Origin of the sequence: Adhaeribacter rhizoryzae (genome assembly GCF_008629685.1) — a bacterium.
Lineage (GTDB): Bacteria > Bacteroidota > Bacteroidia > Cytophagales > Hymenobacteraceae > Adhaeribacter > Adhaeribacter rhizoryzae.
The window spans coordinates 15,988-40,155 of the sequence record NZ_VWSF01000034.1 but is presented as its reverse complement, the minus strand read 5'-3'; the positions used below and the strand labels follow the sequence as shown (position 1 = coordinate 40,155).

General features: G+C 43.0%; 20 protein-coding genes and 1 pseudogene. 7 read left to right on the top strand and 14 right to left on the bottom strand.

Going from position 1 to position 24,168, the window contains the following annotated elements; translation table 11 throughout:
- Positions 1-78 precede the first annotated feature (78 nt).
- Complete coding sequence (locus F0145_RS24860) at positions 79-537, top strand: peptidylprolyl isomerase (protein ID WP_150093188.1); 459 nt, start codon at positions 79-81, stop codon at positions 535-537.
- A 62-nt stretch (positions 538-599) separates the two neighbouring features.
- On the opposite strand, the gene F0145_RS24855 is transcribed toward F0145_RS24860, so the two are convergent.
- Together F0145_RS24855 and F0145_RS24850 are read right to left on the bottom strand one after the other, a co-directional pair.
- The gene (locus F0145_RS24855; protein ID WP_150093186.1) at positions 600-1,352 is read right to left on the bottom strand and encodes a ZIP family metal transporter; all 753 of its coding nucleotides are present in this window, start codon (positions 1,350-1,352) and stop codon (positions 600-602) included.
- 241 nt (positions 1,353-1,593) lie between these two features.
- A complete protein-coding gene (locus F0145_RS24850; RefSeq protein ID WP_150093184.1) occupies positions 1,594-2,040 on the bottom strand; it encodes a DUF1622 domain-containing protein in 447 nt (148 codons plus the stop codon).
- Positions 2,041-2,225: 185 nt separating this feature from the next.
- Here F0145_RS24850 and parS point away from each other — a divergent pair, with 185 nt between their 5' ends.
- Both parS and F0145_RS24840 read left to right on the top strand, forming a co-directional pair.
- Positions 2,226-2,633 carry a type II RES/Xre toxin-antitoxin system antitoxin gene (parS, locus tag F0145_RS24845; RefSeq protein ID WP_150093182.1) on the top strand — a complete coding sequence of 136 codons (408 nt, stop codon included), beginning with the start codon at positions 2,226-2,228 and terminating at the stop codon, positions 2,631-2,633.
- A gap of 2 nt (positions 2,634-2,635) precedes the next feature.
- Positions 2,636-3,124 (top strand): RES family NAD+ phosphorylase, encoded by a 489-nt coding sequence (locus tag F0145_RS24840; protein ID WP_150093180.1) that lies wholly within the window; start codon positions 2,636-2,638, stop codon positions 3,122-3,124.
- Between the two features lie 55 nt (positions 3,125-3,179).
- Here the strand turns inward: F0145_RS24840 and F0145_RS24835 are convergent, their stop codons facing one another.
- From F0145_RS24835 to F0145_RS24790, 10 genes are all read right to left on the bottom strand, one after another.
- Positions 3,180-4,721, bottom strand: coding sequence for a sigma 54-interacting transcriptional regulator (locus F0145_RS24835; protein WP_150093178.1), 1,542 nt, complete (start codon positions 4,719-4,721; stop codon positions 3,180-3,182).
- Between the two features lie 234 nt (positions 4,722-4,955).
- Entirely contained in the window at positions 4,956-6,056 is a 1,101-nt protein-coding gene (locus F0145_RS24830) for a vWA domain-containing protein (RefSeq protein ID WP_150093176.1), read from the bottom strand.
- A 656-nt stretch (positions 6,057-6,712) separates the two neighbouring features.
- Positions 6,713-7,690 carry an acyl-ACP desaturase gene (locus F0145_RS24825; RefSeq protein ID WP_150093174.1) on the bottom strand — a complete coding sequence of 326 codons (978 nt, stop codon included), beginning with the start codon at positions 7,688-7,690 and terminating at the stop codon, positions 6,713-6,715.
- Between the two features lie 171 nt (positions 7,691-7,861).
- Positions 7,862-9,520 (bottom strand): hypothetical protein, encoded by a 1,659-nt coding sequence (locus F0145_RS24820; RefSeq protein ID WP_150093172.1) that lies wholly within the window; start codon positions 9,518-9,520, stop codon positions 7,862-7,864.
- Between the two features lie 13 nt (positions 9,521-9,533).
- Positions 9,534-10,490, bottom strand: coding sequence for a GNAT family N-acetyltransferase (locus tag F0145_RS24815; protein ID WP_150093170.1), 957 nt, complete (start codon positions 10,488-10,490; stop codon positions 9,534-9,536).
- 65 nt (positions 10,491-10,555) lie between these two features.
- On the bottom strand, positions 10,556-12,070 hold the full coding sequence (locus tag F0145_RS24810; RefSeq protein WP_150093168.1) for an HTTM domain-containing protein: 1,515 nt from the start codon (positions 12,068-12,070) through the stop codon (positions 10,556-10,558).
- A 2-nt stretch (positions 12,071-12,072) separates the two neighbouring features.
- Entirely contained in the window at positions 12,073-13,032 is a 960-nt protein-coding gene (locus tag F0145_RS24805) for a glycosyltransferase family 2 protein (protein WP_150093166.1), read from the bottom strand.
- Positions 13,032-14,279, bottom strand: coding sequence for an oligosaccharide flippase family protein (locus F0145_RS24800; protein ID WP_150093164.1), 1,248 nt, complete (start codon positions 14,277-14,279; stop codon positions 13,032-13,034). The genes F0145_RS24805 and F0145_RS24800 overlap by 1 nt, the downstream gene beginning before the upstream one ends.
- 5 nt (positions 14,280-14,284) lie before the next feature.
- Positions 14,285-15,283, bottom strand: coding sequence for a GNAT family N-acetyltransferase (locus F0145_RS24795; protein WP_150093162.1), 999 nt, complete (start codon positions 15,281-15,283; stop codon positions 14,285-14,287).
- Between the two features lie 30 nt (positions 15,284-15,313).
- The gene (locus F0145_RS24790) at positions 15,314-15,739 is read right to left on the bottom strand and encodes a sugar 3,4-ketoisomerase (RefSeq protein ID WP_150093160.1); all 426 of its coding nucleotides are present in this window, start codon (positions 15,737-15,739) and stop codon (positions 15,314-15,316) included.
- Positions 15,740-15,854: 115 nt separating this feature from the next.
- Between F0145_RS24790 and F0145_RS24785 the strand changes: the two genes are divergently transcribed.
- The 3 genes from F0145_RS24785 to corA all read left to right on the top strand — a co-directional run bounded on the left by F0145_RS24785 (position 15,855) and on the right by corA (position 18,657).
- Positions 15,855-16,772 (top strand): hypothetical protein, encoded by a 918-nt coding sequence (locus F0145_RS24785; RefSeq protein ID WP_150093158.1) that lies wholly within the window; start codon positions 15,855-15,857, stop codon positions 16,770-16,772.
- Between the two features lie 2 nt (positions 16,773-16,774).
- A complete protein-coding gene (locus F0145_RS24780) occupies positions 16,775-17,380 on the top strand; it encodes an IMPACT family protein (protein WP_150093156.1) in 606 nt (201 codons plus the stop codon).
- A gap of 146 nt (positions 17,381-17,526) precedes the next feature.
- Positions 17,527-18,657, top strand: a complete 1,131-nt coding sequence (gene corA / locus F0145_RS24775) for a magnesium/cobalt transporter CorA (protein ID WP_150093154.1) — start codon at positions 17,527-17,529, stop codon at positions 18,655-18,657.
- Positions 18,658-18,705: 48 nt separating this feature from the next.
- Here the strand turns inward: corA and F0145_RS24770 are convergent.
- Both F0145_RS24770 and F0145_RS24765 read right to left on the bottom strand, forming a co-directional pair.
- A pseudogene (locus F0145_RS24770) lies at positions 18,706-19,335 on the bottom strand (class I SAM-dependent methyltransferase); the annotation flags it as partial.
- 123 nt (positions 19,336-19,458) lie between these two features.
- Positions 19,459-22,188: a DUF3352 domain-containing protein gene (locus F0145_RS24765; protein WP_150093150.1), complete on the bottom strand. Its 2,730-nt coding sequence runs from the start codon at positions 22,186-22,188 to the stop codon at positions 19,459-19,461.
- A 214-nt stretch (positions 22,189-22,402) separates the two neighbouring features.
- On the opposite strand from F0145_RS24765, the gene F0145_RS24760 reads away from it, so the two are divergent.
- Positions 22,403-24,157, top strand: a complete 1,755-nt coding sequence (locus F0145_RS24760) for an LIC_10190 family membrane protein (protein WP_150093148.1) — start codon at positions 22,403-22,405, stop codon at positions 24,155-24,157.
- Positions 24,158-24,168: the final 11 nt, after the last annotated feature.

Here is a 24,168-nt window from a genome sequence, read left to right as displayed (position 1 = left end):
ATTAACTTATTCTAATTTCTCTCCGGCTGAATTTTTAACTTTGCCGGATTGTTTACGACTTAAACCAGTTAAATATTTATGAAAACAGCTGAAATCCACACCGCGAAAGGCATAATGAAAGTAGAGTTTTACGAGCAGGATGCGCCCAAAACGGTTAAAAACTTTACTGATTTAGCCCAAAAGGGTTATTACGATGGCTTAGCCTTTCACCGGGTTATTCCGGATTTTGTGATACAAGGCGGTTGCCCTAATACCCGTGAAGGTGCTAAAGGTCAGCCTGGAACCGGTGGCCCAGGTTATAAAATTGATTGCGAACTAACCGGCGATAACCAATACCACGACCGGGGTGTTTTATCGATGGCCCATGCCGGCCGTAATACTGGTGGTTCCCAGTTCTTTATTTGCCACAGCCGCCGCAATACTGCTCACCTCGATCGTAACCATACTTGCTTTGGTAAGGTGGTAGAAGGTTTAGATATAATCGACCAGATTAAAGCCGGCGATAAGATTGAAAAAATTGTGGTAAACGAGGCTTAATTAAATTTTACCTGAATAAAAACGCCATTGAAAATATTCGATGGCGTTTTTATTTATTATGGTTAGGCAAATTTTGTCAGAAAGAATGCCGTTAAAAAGCCCAGTACTGTAATAAGCCCGGTAAAATTATGAGCTTCCTCAAAAGCCTCCGGAATCATGGTATCGGCTACCATAGCCAGAATGGCCCCGGCTGCCAGCGCTGTTATACCGGCTATTACATTCTGGGAAAAATGATCAAAAATGGTGTATCCGGCAATGGACGCGCCTCCCGAAATTAGCGCAATGCTTCCCCAAACCCCAAAAATATAGCCGGCCGAGCGTTTTGCTTTTTTCATGCCGGCCGCACTAGATAAGCCTTCGGGCAGGTTAGATAAAAAAATGGCGGCTACGGCTACCAAACTTACCCCTGTACCGGCAATCATGCTAATGCCAATTACTATAGACTCCGGTATTCCATCTATTAAGGCCCCGATGGCCAGCGCCATGCCGCTGCCGCTGGTTTGGGATTCGGTGGGTTGTTGGGTACCAGAGCGCTTTCGGTGGTGAGCGCCCCACCGGGTTAATAACCAGTTAGCCAGGGTAAAAATAACCGCTCCGCTTAAAAAGCCTATGGCCGTTGCATCAAATCCGCCTTGCCTGAACGCTTCATCCATCAGCTCTAAAGACAGCGCCGAAATTAAAACCCCGCTCCCAAAGGCCATGATACTGGCAATTACCCGCTGGCTTACAGGTGCAAAATAACCGATAGCGGCACCCAGCAGCAACGCTGATCCGGCCAATAATCCCCAAAAGCCTGCAATTATCCAAATAGGCATATAGCTGTGTGGTGTTTACTCCTTTATAATTGTGTTATCTAAGTAAGTGGAAAGTTATAAGTAATAAGTTTTAAGTATATAAACTATTTAAAATTTGTATATTAAAGTAATTTTGTCGCCCTACTTTTATCTAAATAGCCGATTATTTGGCTTTAAAACGAAGAATTAGGTATACGCTCCTGAACGCTTGCTTAAACTTAATCCTACTTTTAGTTTTCAAAATTTCTCCGCCGTATTCTTTTTACGTTAATTTATTTTCCGGTACTTCTTTTAAGTCGGTTTGGCCGGTGGCTTCCCGTTCTTCTTTCATCTCTTTGGATAGAAAATAATTAAGAGCAGTTCGGATAATAGCGATAGCGCCTAACTTACCAATTTGGTCCCAGCTGGGCGCAATAGCCGTAGAGAGAATATCGGCTCCTAACTGAAACTCCAACGCCAGCGCTAAATAACGGGCCAGAATTATCCGGATACGATTATAATTGGTTTGCTCCGGCGGTACCAGTCTCCGGAATAAGTAATAACCGGCTATGAATACCCCAATTCCGATAATCAGCGCGCCTAAAGTTTCCAGCAATAATTTCAGCCATTGTACCAGGTTAATTATGGTACCTTCTACGCCCATCTGGGCCGGACTAGCTATTAAAGCCGGTGTGTTTTCATTTATTAGTTCGGTTAGGAATATTTCCATTATTGGTTTCGGGCAGCTTTGAATTTTCTTTTACTGGAGCTTACCTAAAAAAGGTATGTTATTCCTCACCTTTTTACTTTTCAGAGATTCAGCAGAACCTAACCAGTAATATTTTTCAGGAAATTTTCATTTTTATTTAGAAAATTTCCGTATATTTAAATCAGCAACTAATAATTAGCATTTATATGGCAGCACTTGTTGATGATTTATTTGTGGTAAAAGATAACCTGGCTTTAGTAAACAAGGCTCAGGAAGGCGTAGATGCCATTTACTTTATTAATTTACTCCGGCACTCGGGCTTGCGTAAAGATGAACTGGCCAGTTTGGTAGGCATTGATCCCAAAACAGTAGATAATTACCGCAAATCTAATAAACTATTTACCCGCGATTCGGCCGAAAAGCTCTTGCAATTGCATCGCCTTTTTTCATTCGGCGACGAATTATTTGGCTCTACGCCGGAATTTATGGATTGGCTGGGTATCCCCTCGCCGGGATTGGAAAATAAAAGTCCCATGGAATTATTGCATTCTATATCGGGCATTATGGAGGTAGAGAAACAACTAATGCGCCTGGCCCACGGCTACGCTGCTTAAGCATGGAGCTTTACCGGATTGTTTTTGAACGGTTCTCTGACCGGCTGTACGCGCCTGGCTTCTCGGGCCGCTGGAACTACGATGGCCAGTTTGTTATTTATTCCGGCTCCAGTCGCTCTTTGGCTTCCATGGAAAATATGGTACATAAAATGGGTCAAGGCATACTGGGTGCAAGATTTGTGGTAATGATACTGGAAGTACCAGATGATTTACCCATTACTACCATTACACCTCAAGAATTACCAACTGGCTGGAAATTAGAAAGCAGTTACGCACAAACCCAACCCATCGGTTCGGCTTGGTACGAAGCCGGCAAAACCTTGCTTTTAAAAGTGCCTTCGGCCGTGGTTCCCGCCGAATACAACTTTGTAATTAATTCCCGTCACCCTGATTTTAGCAAAGTAAGCCTCAAATCTAAAGAGCCTTTTGTTTACGATTACCGGTTTATTAAAATAGATAAAGAATTGGCAGTCCGGAAGAAAAAGGAGTAAATAAAAAAAGCAGCCCGTTGGCTGCTCTTCTTAATGAAAAATAAATAATCAAGTATTACCGCTTCTTGCGTTTACCATAATCTTCCTCGTCGTCATCGTCGTCGGAGAAAGTGGGCATGGTAAACATACTGCTTAATAAATCTTTAAACTGCAAACCAGCCGTTAATTTATTCCTACTAATAAGACTGTGTTCGGCTAAGCCGTGCAGGCAGAACTCCATCAGAAATAATTTGGTTTGCGCATCAGATTTACTGTGGAGTTTGTCTACCAGCGCAGATAAGCCCGGCACGCTGTTCAGGCTTTTGTTGTATTCGGCCGCCGACATATCCTGCAGAACGTCCAACGTATTGCCCTCACCAAACCAATCGGTTATTTTCTTGTAAGCATTTTGCTCTTTTAGTTTTTTCTGCTTGTCGGGGTCCGGGAAATAATTCAGAAACTGGTTCCGGATGGCTTTACCCATAAGCTTTTGGGCCACAATAGACGGGCCTTCCTGCTCGCCTTCGTACACCAATTCTACTTTACCCGTAAGTGCCGGCACGGCTGCTAAGAAATCGGTTATCCGCACAAAAGTCTGCGTTTCGCCGTTTATCAGCGCCCGGCGTTCGGCGGCGCTAATGGTATTTTCGTAAGCCGATATGGTTAAACGAGCTGATACTCCACTTTTGGCATCTACAAATTCACTTTCGCGGGCTTCCATGGCCACTTGTTCAATCAGGTCGCTTACCAATTGGTTGGTAGTAACAATTTGCTGTTGCTCTTCGTGAATTCTAGCTTCCTGCAAGGTAATTTTTTTACCCACCTCAATCGATTTTGGGTAATGCGTGATTATCTGGCTGTCGATACGGTCTTTAAGCGGTGTTACAATGCTACCGCGGTTGGTATAATCTTCTGGGTTAGCCGTAAACACAAACTGAATATCTAACGGCAAACGCACTTTAAAACCCCGAATCTGAATATCGCCTTCCTGCAAAATATTAAACAGCGAAACCTGAATACGGGCCTGTAAATCGGGTAATTCGTTAATTACAAATATTCCCCTATGCGAACGCGGAATTAAACCAAAATGAATAACCCGCTCATCGGAATACGGCAGTTTTAAAGTGGCGGCTTTAATCGGGTCGGCATCGCCAATTAAATCGGCTACCGATACATCGGGCGTGGCCAGTTTTTCGGTATAACGTTCCGAGCGATGCATCCAGGCTACCGGCGTATCATCACCCTTCTCCTGAATTAAATGTTTCGCAAATACTGATAAAGGCTGCAGCGGGTCATCGTTCAGTTCAGAGCCAGCTACAACCGGAATATATTCATCGAGTAATTCAACCAGCATACGGGCCAGGCGGGTTTTGGCTTGTCCGCGCAAACCGAGCAGGTTAATGTGGTGCATCGATAAAATAGCCCGCTGCATATCCGGAATAACGGTTTCTTCGTAGCCCCAGATGCCCGGGAAAACTTCTTCCTTGTTCCGGAGTTTTGCAATTAAATTATCGCGCAATTCCTGTTTTACTGATTTAGGTTCGTAACCAGCCGCCCGCAATTGCCCAAGCGTCGTAATTTTTAATAAATTCTGGGGGGTGACATCTTTATAATTCATGAATCAGTTTTTACAATGGATAATAGCTCTTAACTATAAAAATGACAGTACGCAAAATTAAGTCATGTATTCATTCGCTTTCAGAAGGTTACACCTGTCATTCAGGAGGAAACTATTTGGCTGCTTGCTAAATAGTTTCCTCCTGAATGACAGGTGTGGATACCCTCATGATGATTTTAAATTCTGCGTAACATCAATAATAAATTCAAAATGAATGTAAATATTAGTACTTACTTAAAATGTTTTCCGCCGATTGCGGCTGTAGTCTTCAAATATTAAGTGGCCTAAACCTTTGAGGCTGCTGTAATAAGCTTTGCCGTTGTTTACTTTCGTAAATTCATCTACAAATTGCTTTAAATACGGGTCGGAGGCAATCATAAACGTGGTAATTGGTATTTTAATCCGGCGGCATTGGGCAGCCAGGGTCAAGGTTTTATTTACTACTTTTCGGTCCAGGCCAAAGCTGTTTTTGTAATAACGTAAGCCTTCTTTCAGGCAGGTTGGCTTGCCATCGGTAATCATAAATATTTGCTTATTGGCAGCTTTGCGCTTGCGCAGAATATCCATGGCCAGTTCCAGACCCGCTACGGTATTGGTATGGTAAGGCCCTACGGTTAAATAGGGCAAATCTTTAATCGTAATCTGCCAGGCATCGTTGCCGAAAACAATAATATCCAAAGTATCTTTCGGGTACTTCTGCGTAATCAGCTCGGCCAAAGCCATGGCAACTTTTTTGGCAGGCGTAATCCGGTCTTCGCCGTACAAAATCATCGAGTGCGAAATATCAATCATGAGTACGGTAGAAGTCTGGCTTTTGTGTTCCCGCTCGGTTACTTCCAAATCATTTTCGGTCAGGAAAAAATCGCCCAAGCCGTGGTTTAACTGCGCATTCCGGATAGAATCGGTCATGGCAATCTGCTCCAGCGTATCGCCGAACTGAAACTCCCGCCGATCGGTGCTGGCCTCGTCGCCTTGCCCCGTATGCGGCGTAGTATGGTTGCCTTTGCCCGACTTTTTCAGCTTACCAAATATTTCTTCTAAAGCACTGCGGCGCAGGTTTATTTCGCTTTTAGAGGTAAGCTCAAAAGAGCCTTTCTGCTGTTCATTTTCATCAATATAGCCTTTGGCTTTCAGGTCTTCAATAAAGTTACCAATGCCGTACTCGTTATTGGTGAGGTTATATTGTTTATCCAGGGAGCTAAGCCACGAAAGCGCTTCGCCCACATCGCCGGACGTAATGGTAATAAGCTGCATAAAAATCTGCAGCAACGACTCAAACCCGGTTTTATCGTCTTGGGGTGGTATATAATCGGTAAATCTATATCCGGCTGCCATATTCTATAAAATTTAAATTGCTAGAAAATTTTTCAACTGCACTAAATCCATAACCCTAATTTACAACAATTCCGGCTGATTTTCTGCTGCCTTTCTGCCAAGTTGCGGTTTAATAACGAATGAGCAGGTAAAGGCCGGTACAAACAAAACTACTTAACCAGAATAATTGCTTAGTAAGGTGAAACAGATTTTCTTTTTACTCCTGTTTTTCGGCTGCGCTAACTGATTGCTTCCGGGTGGGTGCTGGTTTTAGTGTTTAGTACTTAAACAAACGCAAAAGGCTATTGTTTAGTGAATTTCATACTTAAAAATTTAAGTTATTTAGCTGATTATACCATCATAAAGCGAAACCTGCGCTAAAGTCTACATTATTGGTCATCCTGAGCTTGTCGAAGGAACTATTACTACTGTATAAAAGTAGATTCAGCTATTTTGACAGGCTCAACATGACGCCTGTAGATGACGCATTACCCACTTGATAATAGTATTAGATAAATATTAGGGAAACAAAAAAGCTATACGAAAATTAGATCTAGAAAGCTATGCCGAAAAGCAGAAATGCAGCTATAACAATAAAAATTTACTAACTGTATTAAATATAAAGCAAAAGCCCTGATTTAATTAAACCAGGGCTTTTGTTTTATATAATTTAGAAATTAATCAATCCAACGGAATTTATATTCTCTTTGGGGCGGCTTCATGCGTTCGGCTACCCGCTTTAACCGGTTGGGTAGGGCCATAATGTAATCACGGGCTTTTTCGCCAGCTTCATTCATGCCGGTAATGTGCTCTACCTTCCAGTCTTTAATTAAATCTTCCAGAATATTTACGTAATCGTGCGAGGTATAAACGCCAATTCGCTGGGCGGCATCAGTAAAGTGACCAAAAGTTTGACCAATTTCAACGCCTAATTCGCGCATGTAGTGGGCCGGCATCACAATCTTTTTGCGCATCATATCTTCGAAGGCCAGCATCATTTCGCTCGGGTCTACTTCAAATATTTTATCTACAAAAGATTTATACACTTTGGCGTGGCGGGCTTCGTCGCCGGCAATATAACCGCACAATTTAGCCAGCACCACATCGCCTTCGCGTTTAGCAATTTGGGCTACGCGGCGGTGCGATATTTGCGTAGCGGTTTCCTGGTAGCTGGTATATACAAAGCTCCGGTACGGGTCCATGTCGGTTTGCAAATCAAAGCCATCGGCAATTAAATATTGCGTAGAAGCTTCCATTTCGCGCATATTTACGCGGCCCGATAAAAACAAATAGCGGTTGAGCAAATCGCCGTGCCGGTTTTCTTCCGAAGTCCAGCCGCGGTTCCATTTGGTCCAGGCGCTGTCGGGGTTATTGGGCATGTCGGTGATCGAGAAAAGCCAACTTTCGTAGGTTGGCAGGGCTTCTTCGGTAATGGTATCGCCGATTAAAACGGCAAACAAATCGTAGGATAGCGATTTAGCCCGCTCCCGCAATAGCTTTATTTCATCAAAAAAGTTATCCAGACGAGGGTCCGGCAACAGATCCGCAGGTTGCCAGCTTTCTTCAACCGTTTTCAAGAAGCTGGATAAATTTTCGGCTACAAACGATTCTAAATACTTGAGGACTTCCACCCGGGAAGAGATAGCTGCAATCATTTAATTTATACTATAAAAATATTAAACACCAAATATACTAACTTTATTTTAAGCGTTGCCACCCATTTACTTATATTTAACCAGAAATAACTTTCTTAGTTGCTTTTAATACGTAGTTATACCGGTTAAAGATGTAAGTAATGCTTAATGTTTTAAGAAAGCCATTAAATTTTACGGCAAATTAGCTGGCCAATAAATTTGGACCGGCGCATTGCCTTCAATTAAATTCTGACCGGGTTTTAAAGTTAAATTTTGCCCGCAAAAAATCTTAAAATACGTTTGCAGAAAGTTATAAAATTCAGGCGACATAAGCCAAACTGTGTTTGCACGCCCCGCTAATGCAATAACTGCCTTAGCAAAATCTGATTGTCCGGTAAGTTTTTTAAAGTATACCTGATTTGCCGGATCTAATGTTTGCCAACCCGTTAATAAAAATATTGCCTTAGGCCCAAAATTATAATTCCGGAAAGGCGAAAGCGACCGAAAATAATCGGGCAACACACTGGTAACTACTATTTTTTCCGGAAATGAATTTTTAACGGTAGCAATAAATGCCTCATTATTTTCTTGATTTGTTTTTTGCCACTTGGCCCGGTTAACTATTTTAAAAAGTTGCAGCCCTAACAAAAGCACGAATATTAACCCTATTAATTTACTGGCTCTAAATTTAGGCGCTGCCGGGTAGTTAAATCTTAAAAATACGGCGGCATTTACCAACGTATATAAACTTAAACAAGGGGTAATAAGCCGCGGCGGCAATTTCATAAATATACCAATTGCCAATATTAATAACCAAAAATATACTTGGTAGGCAAATATTATTTTCCGGTTAAAACCCGCGTACCGCTGATGATTGAATAATATAAATATTAATAAAAAAACATTAAGTGCCAGCACCAGAAAATGATCGCGCAGCAACAACGTGATCAAAGCTGCTAGTTTAATTGGCGCTACTTTTAATAATATATAAGATAAGTTAATGCTTCCGGCGCGTGCATAATAGGCCTCATTAATGACTTGCTTATCAACAATAAACCATTGGGTAATTGCTTTAAAAGCTAATTTATCGGCATCTGTTTGGGGTTGCGCTTCGTAAATTTCGAAATCTATTACGGTAGATTTTAGCCAATCCAGGCGCTGGTATTCTTTTGCAGCAGGCGATTGGGTAAAATGTAGCCCAACAAAAAAACCAAGGCCAATAACTGCAAACCATAGCAATGATTGCCACTTTAACCAGGCCTTTACTTTATTGGGTAATAACAGGAAGGTAGCCGGCCAAACTACCGCTAACCCTAACAAAGCCGCACTAGGCCGAATGCACAGCGCTAGTAGAAACAGCAAGCCCAACATTATTCTTACAAACAAATTATTTTTATTACCCCACAGGCTCAGGAAAAGTAAATAACAAGTACCTGTTAATAATAAGGGCACCCGCATGTAATTAAACCAGAAAATATGCTCGTACCAACCGGCCAGAAAAAACAAAAAGAACCAGGCCCACCAAAATCGCTTGCGAACCAATCCGTGACCTTGCAGAAAGATAAAAGCCAAAACGGTAGCGGTAAAAAGCAGGGCATACAACAACATGCCGTACCAAGGAATTTGCGGAGCCAGTTTATAGAGCAATGTCAATCCGTGGCTCAGACCATGAAAATACAACGATAAATCGCTTAAAGGCGGCTGAACGAGAATGCCGCGCAAAAGCAGCGAGATTATTACATCGTCGTTGGTTTCGTAGTGAAAACCCAGCAGCAAATACGTAAGGCCGAAAAGTAAAACTGGTAGCCAGAACGCTGCAGATTTATTTAAAATGCTACCTTTATTTATCATGCACGCGCATAGGTTACAAGGTTAGCTCGTAAATATCGTGCGGTAAACTCCGGGCTCCGTAACTTTCCTTATTTTGAATGAGGCCGGTATTTAACCCGTAGGCATCCGGACCCGGCGAGATTCCAAAGTTTAAATATTTCTTTTCTGCCCGATAGGTCTGAATCAGATGATGTATGATTAAATCCAGAGCGTGCAATTTCTTACCGGCATCGTTGGTGGCAATATATTGCAAGTGCACAACCTGGCTACTCAGGTAAATAATGGTGCCGCCTATCATTTCCTGCTGCTGATAAACAGCCAGCAGTTTAATATTTTGCGGAAATTTGCCGGCCAGGTAAATTATTTCTTCGGTGGTATGGGTAGGCTGCACCGCGTATTTAGTTTCCAGAATTTGCCCAACCAATTGCATAAAAGCTACATAATCTTCCGATTCGGTTACAGTTAAGTTAGCTTGTAACGCTTTCGCTAAACTCCACTTGCGGCCTTTGGTATACGGTACGGGCTGGCTTAAATCAATACAAGAAGAAAGGCTCCGGTTTTTTAGCACAAAGCCATACCTAAAAAAAGCATAATGGTCTTCGAGCGCCAACTGCTGCTGAAAAATAAAAGGTATTGCTTTGTAAATAAGCTTCGTGAATTTAAGTTGCCGTAAGTAATTTAATAGCGCTTCAAAAGCGGCTAGGTAACCATGAATTTTCAGCCGCGGTCCAATTAGTAAGCCCCCAAACGTTAAGCCTTGGTGCGAAAAAGCAACACCAGCATTTTCGTTCATCGGGAAAATACCAATTAATTTTTCTTCCTGAAAAAATAATAAAGAATGATCCTGGAAACGTTGCTGGTGGTATTCGAGGTAATTCCGGTCGAATAAAAATAATCCATTTATGGCCTGGTGGTTGAATTGGTTCCACAAATCCCGGTACGTTGGGGAATAACGAACAACCTGAATAACTTTTTCCTGGCTAGCTGGCACCTGTTATGTTTAAATTTACCCGGCAATATTAAGCAGTTATAATTAAAAATCGGAACCCAACCGGTTTACAGATTATTTTTCTTCTGTAATTCTTTCCCCCTAAACCATTCAATCCGGCTTTGCTGATTTTGCCATACTACCCGCCCCACCGTTATCCAAGGCTGGTTTATTTGGTGGTTCAGGAAATGTTTCTCCCAATTATTTATTGTTTCTATTCTTTTAATTCGGACCAGGAAAACCGCAATATCTAAATTTATTTTCTGCTGCCTGGCCCAGAAAAAGGCAAATTGCTCGATGCCGGCTGCTAGCTTTTCTTTATCTGGGTTGGCTCCGGTTACGCGGTACGCCCACTTGGTCCAGAGGCGGCCGGTGCTGTAAGCGCCGGGCTGACCGGTTTGGGTAAAAAGTGGCAATGGTTTTATATTACCGTTAATTTCCAAATAACTAATATTTATTAGCTGGTCGAAATCTGCAAAATGCTTATCCAGAAAAATATCGTGCGATACAATGCCCAGCAGCTTCTGATTTACAAAATAAAAGGGCTTAAATAAATATTGCGATGTCGTCAGAATACCTTTTAACTGATTTTTAGTTGCAAAATCCTGTACTAACGGCGCGGCCAGCATACACATAATTTGCCCCACAACCGCGTATAACATAAATAAAGTTAGCCAAGTGCTTTTGCTGCGAATACCTCCGGCAGATTTCAGTTCATCCGAAACGTTAACCGCTGCTTTGGTTTGGAGTTGTGGCAACCTAAAAACCCTGCGCAATTTTTGCCAAAAAATATCTGGCAATAAGGGAATATACAGGGCCAACATCAGCAAAGCAAAGTGCGGAATAGGATAAGCAAGGCCAATACCCAGGTGCAGTAAAATACCAACAATAATTAGCGGCCAGCGGAGAACCCGGAAAGGAATAAGAAAAATAAAAGAGATTTCGAACACCAATATTCCGTAGCCGATAAACCGTGCCAAATATTCCTGATTTAACAACCACGACAAATTAGTTTGGGCGTTTTGCGGCAGTGAACTCGGCAGCCAAAAACCCAAACCCGATAACCACATAGGCGAATCTAATTTATTAACCGCCGAATCGAGGTAAACTAAACCAATACCCAACATAACCAGCAACCAGTTATAAAGGCTGCTCACCTGGGTAGACTGGAGCTTTTGTGGTTGTTGTTTCTTTTCTAAATATTCATCGAGCGAAAAACTGACGGAGACCGGTAGAAAAAGCAGCAGAAAATTAACGGTTGTCATTACAAAATCGAGGTGGTATTTAAAGTCCGGCATTTGCCAGACAATGTAAACCCCGATAATATAATTGATTAAGGCAGCCAGACGCGTATAGTAACCCAGGAACAAGCAAACCAAAGCCACTGCCCATACCAAAAGCAAACTTGTAATCAAGTAAATGGGCGTAGAAACCTCGGTAAAAATAAGACTCCGGAAGGTAAAAAGCTGTTTTACTTCCAGTAATAAAACCAGGCTATAGGCTATCCGGAAAAAAGCTAAACCCAGGGCATCTACCCGGCGGGCGTAAAGCGCTTCTAACTTCCCGAAAAATCTCTTAGTCATGCTCAGGCTTTATTGTAAACCCAATGGTAATACCATTTCCGGATAAAACCTAGACGGATTTCCGACACGGCCGCCCATTTTAACAACTGGTAGGGCCAATTTAAATAGGTGAGTTCTTCCAGTAATCTTACCAACTCCCGCGCTTCCGGAAAGTTCTGGGTAAAAACGGCTTGCCGCAGTTCAGATTTCACGCGTATTATTAAAGCTTCCTTCTCGGCGGATGTTCGGATTAATTTTTGCGCTTTTCGGCAAATTATTACAGTAGAAGTCAGTTGTTTATCGCCGGGCGTGTATAATTGATGCGATAAAGAAGCGGCGTGTACCCGGCGGCGGGTTAATATTTTATCCAGGAAATAAAACTGGAATTCCTGTGCCGATCGCACCCACACGTCAAAGTCTTCGTAAGCCAGCGTTTCGTCGTAGCAGCCGGTTTTTTCGAGTAAAGTTCGCCGGAACATAAGCGTGGGCGGACAAAGAAAAGCGTATTTTAAAATATCGGTAAAAACGTAGCCCGAAGGGGTGCGGGAAATAACCTTGCCCTGCGCATCGCGCTGGTAAAAGTGTCCGATTGATTTAGAATATTCGTCTATCAATTCTGCATCGGTATATACCACGCCATAGGTTTGGTCTAAGCCCTGAAAAGCTTTTACCTGTTCGGTTACCCGGTTGGGCAATAACACATCGTCGGTGGCAAAATCAATAATAAATTCGCCGGCAGAAAGTTTAAAGGCTTCGTTGAAGGCGCGGGTATTGCCGGTGTTTTGGGTGTGTTGGATATATTTAATTTGTGGATATTGTTGGCAATAATTAGTCAGCCATTCGGCGCTGTCATCGGTGCTGGCATCGTCTACTATAATTATTTCCAAGTTGGGGTACGTCTGGTTTTGAACGGAAGCCAGGGCTTCCGGCAAATACGGCCGGTGGTTATAACAAAGGCAAATAATACTTACCAGTGGCTGCATCAGAATATTAACTTCCGGAAAAAAATAAGGTTAAACACCAGAAATAACCCGAAACTAACACAATGGGCCATGGTAACGCCGGGTAAGCCGTATTTATTTACCAGCCAGAAAAGAATAAGCAAGTACAAACCGGCAGCTACCACCTGCACCAAAATATACAAACCGGTGCGAGCCTGGGCCATCATGAGGTAAGATAATATCCAGGCCGACATTTTAAAAAAATCGCCTAATACCTGGTAATCGAGCAAATAAGCGCCGGGTAAAAAATCCGGGTTAAACAACAAAATAATAAACCACCGCTGCAGCCCGTAAAACAACAGCAAACCCGCCGCAATGGCTGGCACTAATATAAAAAATACCTGCCGCACGTACCGCCGCAAAGCTTCGGGCTGTTGAACTAAGGCAGCTACCCGGGGGTAATATACCATGCTGATAAGCGAAGTAAAAAGCATTGTATAATTATCTGATAGCTTAACCATGGCCTGCCACAAACCGGTCTGGTACAAATCGAAGCGCTTGATCATTAAATCGCGCACGTAAAAGTTTACCAGTTTAGAACAAATGGCCAGCGTAAGCGCCATTAAAATAAATTTACCAATATCGCGCAATATAGGTTTGTTCAGGCCTTCCCAAGTCCAGGCAGGTAACCAACCTTTGCGGGCCGCAATAATTAGCGCCACAACTGCCGTTACACCTTGGCTGGCCAGGTACAGCAATAATATACTGGCTAAAGGTATTTCCCGCAGAAATAACCAGATAAAAAGAGCGCTGCAAACACTGGAAACAAATATTAAAATAGTATAAGCCCGCAGTTCCTGCCGGGCCAGCATAAGCGTTTGCAGGTAAGCGGTTACTAAAAAAAACACCAGGCCCAGAAAGAAAAATATGCCCCAGCTAACCGGGTTAACTTGTTGCAGAAAGGTACCCAGGTAAAAATGCTGTTGACTCAGAATTATACCGGTTACCACAAAAAATACCAACACCTGCCAAAATATGCCGGCCATATAATACCGACGGTAATTTGTGCTGTTGGGTTCTTTGCCCGCCAAATAAGTAACCAGGCCTACGTTTATGCCTTCGATGGGAATAGTAGTAGCCAGCGTTACTAAGTTCTGAAAATGCGAGAGCAGCGTGATGCCTTGGGGGCCAAACTGACCGGCAATTATTTTATTTATAATTAAAGCACTAACCGTACGGGAGCCCACCGACAGCAACGACCAAAAAGAAGATTTCAGAAAAGATAACATTGGGTTTAACTGCTGGGCTTAGCCGTAAAGTTAGCTATTACCTTTAGATATAGAAATTGCCGGGCTTTCTTCAGAAATTTAAGCGGTACTGGTAAATTATTTTGCGTGATGGTATAAAATGGCGCCGGCTCGGCACCAAACCCCTGGTACACCCGAATGATAGACGAAATATCCGCTGGACTTTCAAAATCGAAAATATAAGGTTGGCCAGCGTATTTTTGAATCATATAATCCAGCATTAGGGAGCGGCCGTTGCGGCTACGCCCTGCTATTGAGGCGGCATTAAACAGGTAAATAATTTTCTGACCGTAGGTCACAAACAAACAACCGGCATCTATTTCGCCGGCGGAAGTTTGGGTGTAAAGCAAAGTAGCCAGCCCTTTGGCTGCTAGTACCTGGTAAAGTTGTTGTAATTGCCCGTAAGCCGCCTCCGAAACACCGCCCCGGATGCGGGTAGCAGCATCTTCTTTAAACAACCGGATTAAAATTTCAATATCGGTACTTTCCCGTATAATTAAACCAGCTTTCTGGCTGCGCTTCAGGTTCAGTTTCCGGTCGCGGGAATAATTTTGGTAAATAGCCTCGTAGCTTTGGTTTAAATTCAGGTGGTGCGTGTAATGTTGGTAAACGTGTAAATCAGATTTCTCTTCGGGGTTAAGGAGAAAAGTATTACTAGTGTTAAAGGTGTATTTGCTGATTAAAGAAAAATGGCGTTTGATTGCCGCTACAAATTGTTTTGGTTGAACGGCATTGGTTATGGCAAAAAAACCTAATTGCTGACAGAACAAAGGTTGCGCTAAATAATGAATACCGAATTGCTGCTTTATCGGCAAAGGCATTACGGCTACATATTGCCCATCCTGCTCTTCCACCAATCCGGCCCAGCCCGGCGATACCACATCCAGGTACCACGACAAAGCATACACCAGCCGCTGCTCCGATGCTGCCACACACGCATCCCAAGCGGCATAATTTATCTGGCGGTTAGAGAAGTAGCGGGGCATGTTTTAGGAGCGGCAGATAAGGCGTAAATATTACCCCGAAGCTAAACAAATCCGCCGGAACTCCTCGTAATCCCGAATATAATCCTTCTCGTTATAATCTGTAGAGGCCAAACACAACAGCAAGGCTTCCGGCGAAAAATTTAAAGTAACCCAGCAAAGCGCCGGAATATACAAGCCAGCATCCGGATAATCTAAAGTGAATATTTGTTCGCCGGCGGCACTTTGGGTAGTAACAATAATGCTGCCTTGTAACGGAATTAGTACTTCTTGGGTAGTGTAATGCGCGTGGTGGCCACGGGTATAATTTTCCGGTACGCCTTGCAACCAGAAAGTGCGTCTTACGCTAAAAGGCACTTTTTCGGCCGCCTGCGTCGAAAACAGGAAGCCTTCGGTTGCTGAGCCGATTGCATCAAATTTAATTACCTTAGGTACCTTTGCCGGAATATTTTGCGCCATCTTTACAGTTTCAGCGCAAAATTAACACAGATTCCGGATTTACGGCCGAGAATAAATACTAGGTTTGATCAAACAAGTAAACTCGGGCTAGAAAGCAAAAAGCTAATTTAAATTTATGATTTACCTTTTGGCATGCGTAAGCTGTACGGTATTTTTAATACTAACTTTTAAATTTTACGAAATATTCCGGGTACCCACGTTTCCGGCCATTGTAGTTAATTATATTACCTGCACCGTGGTTGGTTTTCTTCAGTTTTCGCCGGTGCCAGCGCTTAACCAGGTACTAGAAACAAAGTGGTTCTCTTTTGCGTTGCTCTTGGGTTCTTTGTTTATTTTTACTTTTTACCTCATTGCCATTACGGCGCAGCGCGTGGGTGTAACCGCCGCCTCGGTAGCTTCTAAAATATCGCTCGTAATTCCGGTTCTGGTAAGCTTGCTGGTTCTGCAGAATAATTTAAAAAATTACTCCTGGCTTAATTATTTGGGCATGGGCGTGGCTTTAATAGCTATTATGCTTTCTTCTTTGCCCGCCCGTTCTAACGCCGAAGCAGATGCAACTAAACCGGCGTTGGCTAGTTTGGCCTTACCTTTATTAATATTCTTTTTTTCCGGCATAGGCGATGCGCTCATTAACTACACCAATCATTATTACTTAACTTCAGCCGAGGCCGGCGTTTTTACCACTTTTTCCTTTGCCACCAGTGCCACGCTGGGTACTTTAATATTACTTTACCAGGCAATATTTAAAAGAAATTTGTTTAATTTCAGAAGCCTGGTGGGTGGTGTGGTGCTGGGTATTCCTAATTATTTTTCTATTTACTTTTTACTCAAAAGCTTGAGTGCGTTTAACAACGACGGCGCTTTTTTGTACCCGGTTATTAATATCTGTATTATTTTGCTAGGTATGGTAGCGGCCTATATATTATTTAAGGAGCGTTTATCACGGGTTAATTTAGCGGGCGTAGCGGCAGCCGTGCTGGCGTTGGTATTATTATCGTACCAGGAAATTAGCGAATATTTAACCACGAAATAATAATGCCCGAAGCAAGCTCCGACGTTTACCTGACCATTGCCGCACCCGCCGAAGGCATTTACAAAGAGAAAGGCAGTAAGTTTCTGGCGTATGCGTACCCGGTAAGTTCCGAGGAAGAAATTAAGAATATTTTAGCTGGGTTACGAAAAGAATATTTTGATGCCCGCCACCATTGCTACGCTTACCAACTAGGCACCGGCGGCCACCAATACCGCGCCAACGACGACGGCGAACCCAACCATTCGGCCGGCGACCCAATTCTGGGCCAAATCCGCTCGGCGGGGTTAACCAATATTTTGGTGGTGGTAATCCGGTATTTTGGGGGCATAAAACTGGGTGTAAGTGGCCTGATAACGGCTTACCGCACCGCCGCCGCCGAAGCCTTAAAAGCAGCCGAAAAAATAGAAAAAGTAGAAACGGTAACTTTAGAAATATTCTTCGATTATGAGCAAATGAACCCCATCATGAGCCTGATTAAAGAATACAAGCTCCCAATGCTCAGCCAGGATTTTAATATTAATTGCCGCCTTACGCTCAGCGTCCGGAAAAATTTGCAAACAGAAATAATGGGCAAACTTACCGGTTTAGCCCGCGTGCAAATTCTTTAAAAGCCTGTTTTTAAAACCACCTAGAGATAATTTCAGAAGACCGACCTCTTAATTTGCGCCGGATAATTAATCTTAAAAGCAGGGTAAAGAAGTTAGCCAACAGTAGTTATATTGCGTAAAGCTTGCCATAAAATATCCGCACCCGCATGGATACTCATAAATTAAAACCAAAAGTTTTGCAACAAACCATTGCCGCCAATAAAGTAGGGCGCAAGCCGGGCTATTTATACGTGCCGGCCGGCGCTTTAAAACCGCGCTTAATTTTATTGTCGTTCGATAAAGACTTTATCGCGGAAAACGAATTTAGTACCTACGAAGAACTTTTCCAGTTTTACCAGCAACACCCCCATGCCCGCCACTGGATAGATGTACGGGGCTACGCCGACCTGCCTTTGCTCGAAAAATTTATTCTGGATTTTGATATTCATCCGTTGCAAATGGAAGATGTAATAAACGACTACCAACGCCCCAAAGTAGAAGAAGATGATGGCCGATTGTTTATTATTTCCCGGATGATAAATTTCACCAAAGATAAGTGCATCAACGACGACCAGCTTTCCATTTTCACCGGTACTAATTGTGTAATAACTTTCCAGAGCGATTACGAAGATTGCCTTGATGTGCTGCGGGAGCGCATTAAAGCCGGCAAAGGTGTGCTTCGCAAAAGGCCGGTTTTGTACCTGGCTTACGCCATTATGGATGTGGTTATCGATAATTATTTCGTGGTATTGGTACAGATAGGCGAATACATAGAGTCGCTGGAAGATAGTTTATTTGAGCAACCAGATAAAAAAACCTTAAACCAGATTCTGAACATCCGGCGCGAAGTAAACAAACTGCGCCGCATTGCCTGGTCGGAGCGCGATAAAATAAACGAAATGCTCCGCGACGAGGACATGGTGCCCGACGAAGAAATGCAGCCTTATTTTAAAGACGCTTCGGACCATACCATTCAGGTAATAGAATTAATTGATAATTACCGCGAAATGATTGGCAACCTCACGGAACTCTATTTATCGAACGTAAGCAACCGCATGAACGAAATCATGAAAGTGCTTACTATTATTTCGAGCATTTTTATTCCGTTGAGCTTTTTTGCGAGTTTGTACGGCATGAATTTTTCGCGCGAGAATCCGCACGGCGGCGTTAATAAATTAAATATGCCCGAGTTGTACCACCCGTACGGTTACATTATTGTACTCAGCGCGATGGGTTTACTGGTATTGGTTCAGCTTTATTTTTTCTGGCGCAAAGGTTGGTTGAGCTGGTCGGGTTAATAATAACCGACTTTAAAAAACAACTTTTGAAATTGGCGTAAAACAGATTCATACTGGTAAAGCCTTCTTTTTACAGGTTATTTGCCAGAATATTTGAGCGGACTTATTCTCCGTATTTTTGGCCGGTTCACTTATTTCTTTTACTTCAGTTAAGCCGTATTTGCCAAATTCTTTCTCTACTGATGCTGCATCATAAAAGAAAAGTTTTACGCCATGCCTGGATAAAAATCTGTCTTTACTTAATTTTTTTCCTTGGGCATAAGCTTTATCCTGCTTCGAAATGGCCACAAATACCATGTAACCGTTAGGTTTAAGTTGCCCGTAACAAGCCTTTATTAGCTTTATGCGCTCTTGTGCGTTTAATAAATGAATTAAAGCATAACAAAAAATATCATCGTATACTTCCTCGTCAAACGGCATCGCACTTACCGCGCCATGATATATTTTTACCTTATTGCCGTAGTGCTTCTTTGCTAAGTTAATTGCCGTTTCTGAAATCTCAATTCCGGTAACCTCAAATCCATTATCAGTAAAAACTTTTGCGTTTCGGCCATAGCCAAACCCCGGAATTAAAATTTTGCTAAGCTCATTTTCTTTAAACAACGCTGCTGCTGCCACAGCCGAATCTGCGGGTTCAAACCCCCACATGGTTTGTTTATCTTTAAAGCTTGATTCCCAAAATTCCGCCGTATTATTTTCTTTTTATCTTCTGAAGCTATTAAGCAATTTATTAATCTGATGAACATTTGCCCTTGCTGTGTGTTTGCACCAGCAAGTAGTTTGGCAAATATATAATCCAGTTTATTTATCCCGGAACCAGAATTTGTGCAGCTCTTTGCCTTGGGCAGAATATAAAGTGTAAGTCTGGGTAGCTTCTCTATATTCTAAAGCTACGGGTAATTTATTGGGTAGGGGCTGGCCGCCAATTAACCGGGCGCGGTAGTTATAGAGGTAAAGTTTAGCGGGGCCAGTTTCGGTTATTGCGTAAATACGGTTGAGCGTACCAAAATCGAAATATTGTATTAGTTTGGGCGAAGAGGTAATAAAATTTTTCTGGAGCAATAATTTCCGGGTTTGGCTGTACAAACTAATTTGGCCTGGCTCCTGCCGCACCACAATATAAGATTTGCCCTGGGGTTCTGCCACCAATTGGTATTCGGCAGGTTGATTGCTAGCCGGTAATTTTTGGCGCTGCTGTACTTGCCCGGCCAGGTTAAAGGTTAAAATATTGCCATTGGTGGTAACGGCAGTAACCTGGCTGGCTCGGAAAGTTTTGCCAATTTTAGCAAATACGCCCGCCGAGAAATTACCTTCAACAGCCAACGGGAAACCCGGGTAAGGTTGGCCGTTCAGGTTAAAAGCATACACGTAGCCGTTTTGGTGCAGCGTTAAAATTACTTCCCGCCCGTTTACGTTGTAATATTGCGGGGCCGCGGCTAAGGGGCTGCCCACTTGCTTGGGTCCCCAACCGGGCTGTAAATTTCCCACCATATCAAACATAAATAATTGCCCGTATTGGTCTTGTACCAAAAACAAACCATTATTTTCCGGCAATAAGGTTAGCCGCTGCACCTGCACCGAATCGGGTAAATTAAACGGGAAGTTTTGAATATCGCGGCCGTTCTGGTCGAGGCAATGAATAATATTGCGGCTGGAAAACAAATATTTTACCCGTTTATCGCTGCCAAAAGTAACCGGGTAAACAGGTTCTAAAATTTTATCTACCAAAGAATCGGACCAGGCAATTTGCCCATTATCGCGTAAAGCATGTAAGGTTAACGATGAATCCTGAACCAGAATGCGGGAAGCGCCGCCCACGCTTCTATTCATCAGGAAAGGTGCCGAAATTAATTCGCTGCCAAAACTACTCTTGTACTGCGGTTTAAAGGTTTGGATTTCGCGCGAAACAGTATCTGTGGCTACGGGGTGGGTAACTACCAGGCTGGTATAATATTGGTCTTCTTGCCGGCTGTATTGCAGGGCCAACTGGCTGAAGTATTTAATCAGGGTTTCGTGGCGGAGCAAGCTGCTTTGTTGTTTTTCGCGGACGTTGTTTCGCAAAATGCGCCATATTAAATCGGCATCGAGGTACACACTAAAGTTGGTTTCCTGCTGCGTATTTTCCAGGAAAGCTTTCATCCGCTCGTTATTGGCCCAAACGTTTTGCTGCTGAATATCGGTTAATACCTGGCGCAGGGCATTTACACTTTTCCCAAACACCAAATAATTATCTACCTGCACAACATAACATGCTTCAAAACCTTGCGCCACCGACCCGAACAATAACAAGGGAAACTGTGGTACCGGAATTTGTTTAATGGTATAATTACCCGCCACTTCCCACTCCGAGCCGGGCGCTGCACCGGCAATGCTTTCTTTAATAATAGCATTTAAAATACCGTTGGTTTTGGCCGGATTATCGCCCTGCACAAATATTACTTTTTCGGCCTCACCTGCTTTGCCATCGGTGGTAAGGTACGCCACGGCTAGTTCGTTCCGGAACGTGCGGGTCAGGCTATCGGCCAGAATAACCTGGCGGGCGGGCCAGTTCGTGTTTTTATCTTCGGCCAGAATATGTTTAAAGTTAGTCAGGCGATCCAGGCCAAAGGTTAAGAGCAAAGCCGTGCGGGTGGGTAAAAAATTGCGCAACAAAAATGGCTTTGGTTGCTGCTCTTTTATGCGGCTGTAAAAAGATTCGGCCAGCGGCTCGGGGTTCGAAAAGCCATTCAGGAATATTTTACCGCGCTGGTGCTTAAAACCCAGCATGCTGCTGCGGCACAAACTAGCCAGATACGTTATTTCGGGTTCGAGGGCATCGGCCAGAAAAATATTTAAAAACTGCGGTAAATGCCGGTAATTCACAAAAACATGCGCAAATACATCGGGCTGACTCAGGTAATTAATGCTTTCGTATTCGGCGGCCGGCGAGGTTAGCTGTTTGCGGTTTACTTTCCGGATTATTTCTTTTATTAATTCGGGGTTGGCGCTAATTATTAGGTTGTTGTGATAAGTAAAAAAAGAAAAGCTATCGCCGTTAATTACATTTTTGGTATGTAAAATCTGCATTTGCTGGTATTCTTCGGATGTTTCTTCAAAATCGGGGCTTTTGGCTATGTTATCGACCAACGACCTGATAAACCGGTGTTCGCCAACGGTATTTACCGGAATATAAAACACAAAATCGAAATTGGTTTTACTAACCACATGTAGCGAGGTGAGCAAGGATTTGCGTTTTAAAAAACGCGAAGCGCCTTCTTTGCGGCCACCCGAAAGGCTATCGAGCTGCGCAATATTTTCGCTAATGGCTTCTATTGCCCGCACCGAAGCAATATTATTCCACAAATCAGATTCCTGAATACGCTGCAACAAGCTGTCGTGCCCCGACGATTCTATCACAAACACGGCATCTTCGGGTACCAGCGTCCATAAGTTTACTTTTTCTCTTGATTCGGTCCATTTGGTAAAGCCATACATACCGGCAATTACCAGCACCAGCAATCCAAAAGAATAGAAAAGTAGTTTCTTCGGCATCCAACAGAATAAATAACCCGCAAAAATAATTAAAATAACTAACTGAATTTATTTTAAATAGTTGGGCAGGCGTGCTGCAATATTTAAGGTTTTGGCTTTAATGCCCGGCTATATTGCTGTAAAGTAAGCTGCATACCTCGCACGCTGCTTCCCGATTATATTATTATATTCTTTTATTTATCTTTCGGTTTATTTAACCGGTATAAAAAACTTTTTGGTAGCGCTTCTTCTATCCTGGCTTTATATTTTTTTCATCAGCTTTACCGGCGGGCTGTTTTTGTACGAAATATTTAAACCAGAAAAAAATACTACTAACTCGCCTTTGCCGCCGGCTTACCTGTTGAGTTTAACCGGGCTTTGTGTTTTAAATAGCTTAGCCGCTTGTTTATCTTTATTCTGGCCGTTAAATATTGGCTTGCCTATTGGCATAGGTTTGCTGGCGGCGGGTTATAGCATTTATAAACGCAAAATATACCTGCGCTACCTGCTAACGGGGTGGGGTAAAATGAAAGCGCATTATTTTGCCTGGCTTATCTGGGGCGGCTTACTGCTGCTTTACGTAAGTTACCTGGCTACTACCACGCCCGTCAACGACGATTCAGGCATTTACCATACCCAAAGCATTAAGTGGATTGAGCAGTATAAAGTTATACCGGGCTTGGGCAATCTGGCCGGCCGGTATGCTTTTAACTCCAGCTACTTTTTATGGTCGGCGCTGTTTTCTTTTTCTGCTTTAGTTGGGCAGCCAATTTTTGCGCTAAACAGCTACCTGGTTTTACTTTTTGGCTTCATTACCCTGGCTTACCTATTTCAGAATTTCCGCGAAAAGCGTAATAACAAAATCGGCTTGTTTTTAGCGGCCCTGTTCTGGCTTAACTTGTATTTTTTTAACGTTTGGCTGTCGTCGCCCACACCCGATATACCAGCGGCTATCTTGGTGGCTTTTATATTTTTGCTGCTGTTGCAAACTGCCCAACCGCCAACCAACCAGGTAAACAGTTTTTACCCGGCCGCGCTAATTTTGCTGCTTCTAACCTGCGTTACCGTAAAACTATCGGTGGCGCCGGCTTTGGGTTTTATTTTTTACTTAGGGTATATTGGTTCTATTAAAATAAACCGCAAGTGGCTCTTATTTTTGGTTGCTTCTTTTAGCTGGATAGTGCTGCCGTGGCTTATCCGGAACGTTGTTTTATCGGGTTACCTGATTTTTCCTTTACCGGCACTGGATCTTTTTGCTTTTGATTGGGAAGTACCCCGCCAATTGGTACAGGATGAGAAAGACATGGTGCACAGCGTGGCTATTTTGCTTTCCCCGGATTGGAAAGGTATTTTGGATTTAAAATTTCAGGAATGGGTACCCATTTGGTTCCAGGACCACTCCCCCACCGAACAAATTTTATTAACGGCTGCCTTATTTTCGCCGCTGCTAATGGCTCTGGGCTTGCTACCAGGTTTCCGCCGCCGGTTTTCGTCTGAGTTACTTAAACGGCATTATTTACTCTGGCTCATTAACTATGGGTGCGTGGTTTATTGGTTTTGGCTGGCTCCCAGTATTCGGTTTGGCTCTACTTTCTTGTTTATTAGTGCTTTTTACCCAATATATTTAGCTTTAACTACACTTAAAGCGTCGGTATTTACCATTTTAAATCGGTTGGTTTTACTATTATTTGCGCTCTGGTGGCTAAATAATTTACGCGATGCCGTTTATGTAGCCCGGCACCAGCAAACTATTTTCCGAAGCCGCTTAATTTTGCCGGCTAAACAACCAGAAGTAACTCTAAAAAAAGTTAAGCTAAATAATACCATAATCTGGATGCCGGCGCAAGGCTTCATGTGTTGGAATGCGCCCTTGCCGTGTACTTATGCTTTACCAGTTAACGTAGAAATGCGGGGAAAATTACTAACACAAGGGTTTCGGGCGCTTCGGCCAACTAATCAGTCGCATCTTAAAAACGCAAATAATAAATAATTTAAAGCACA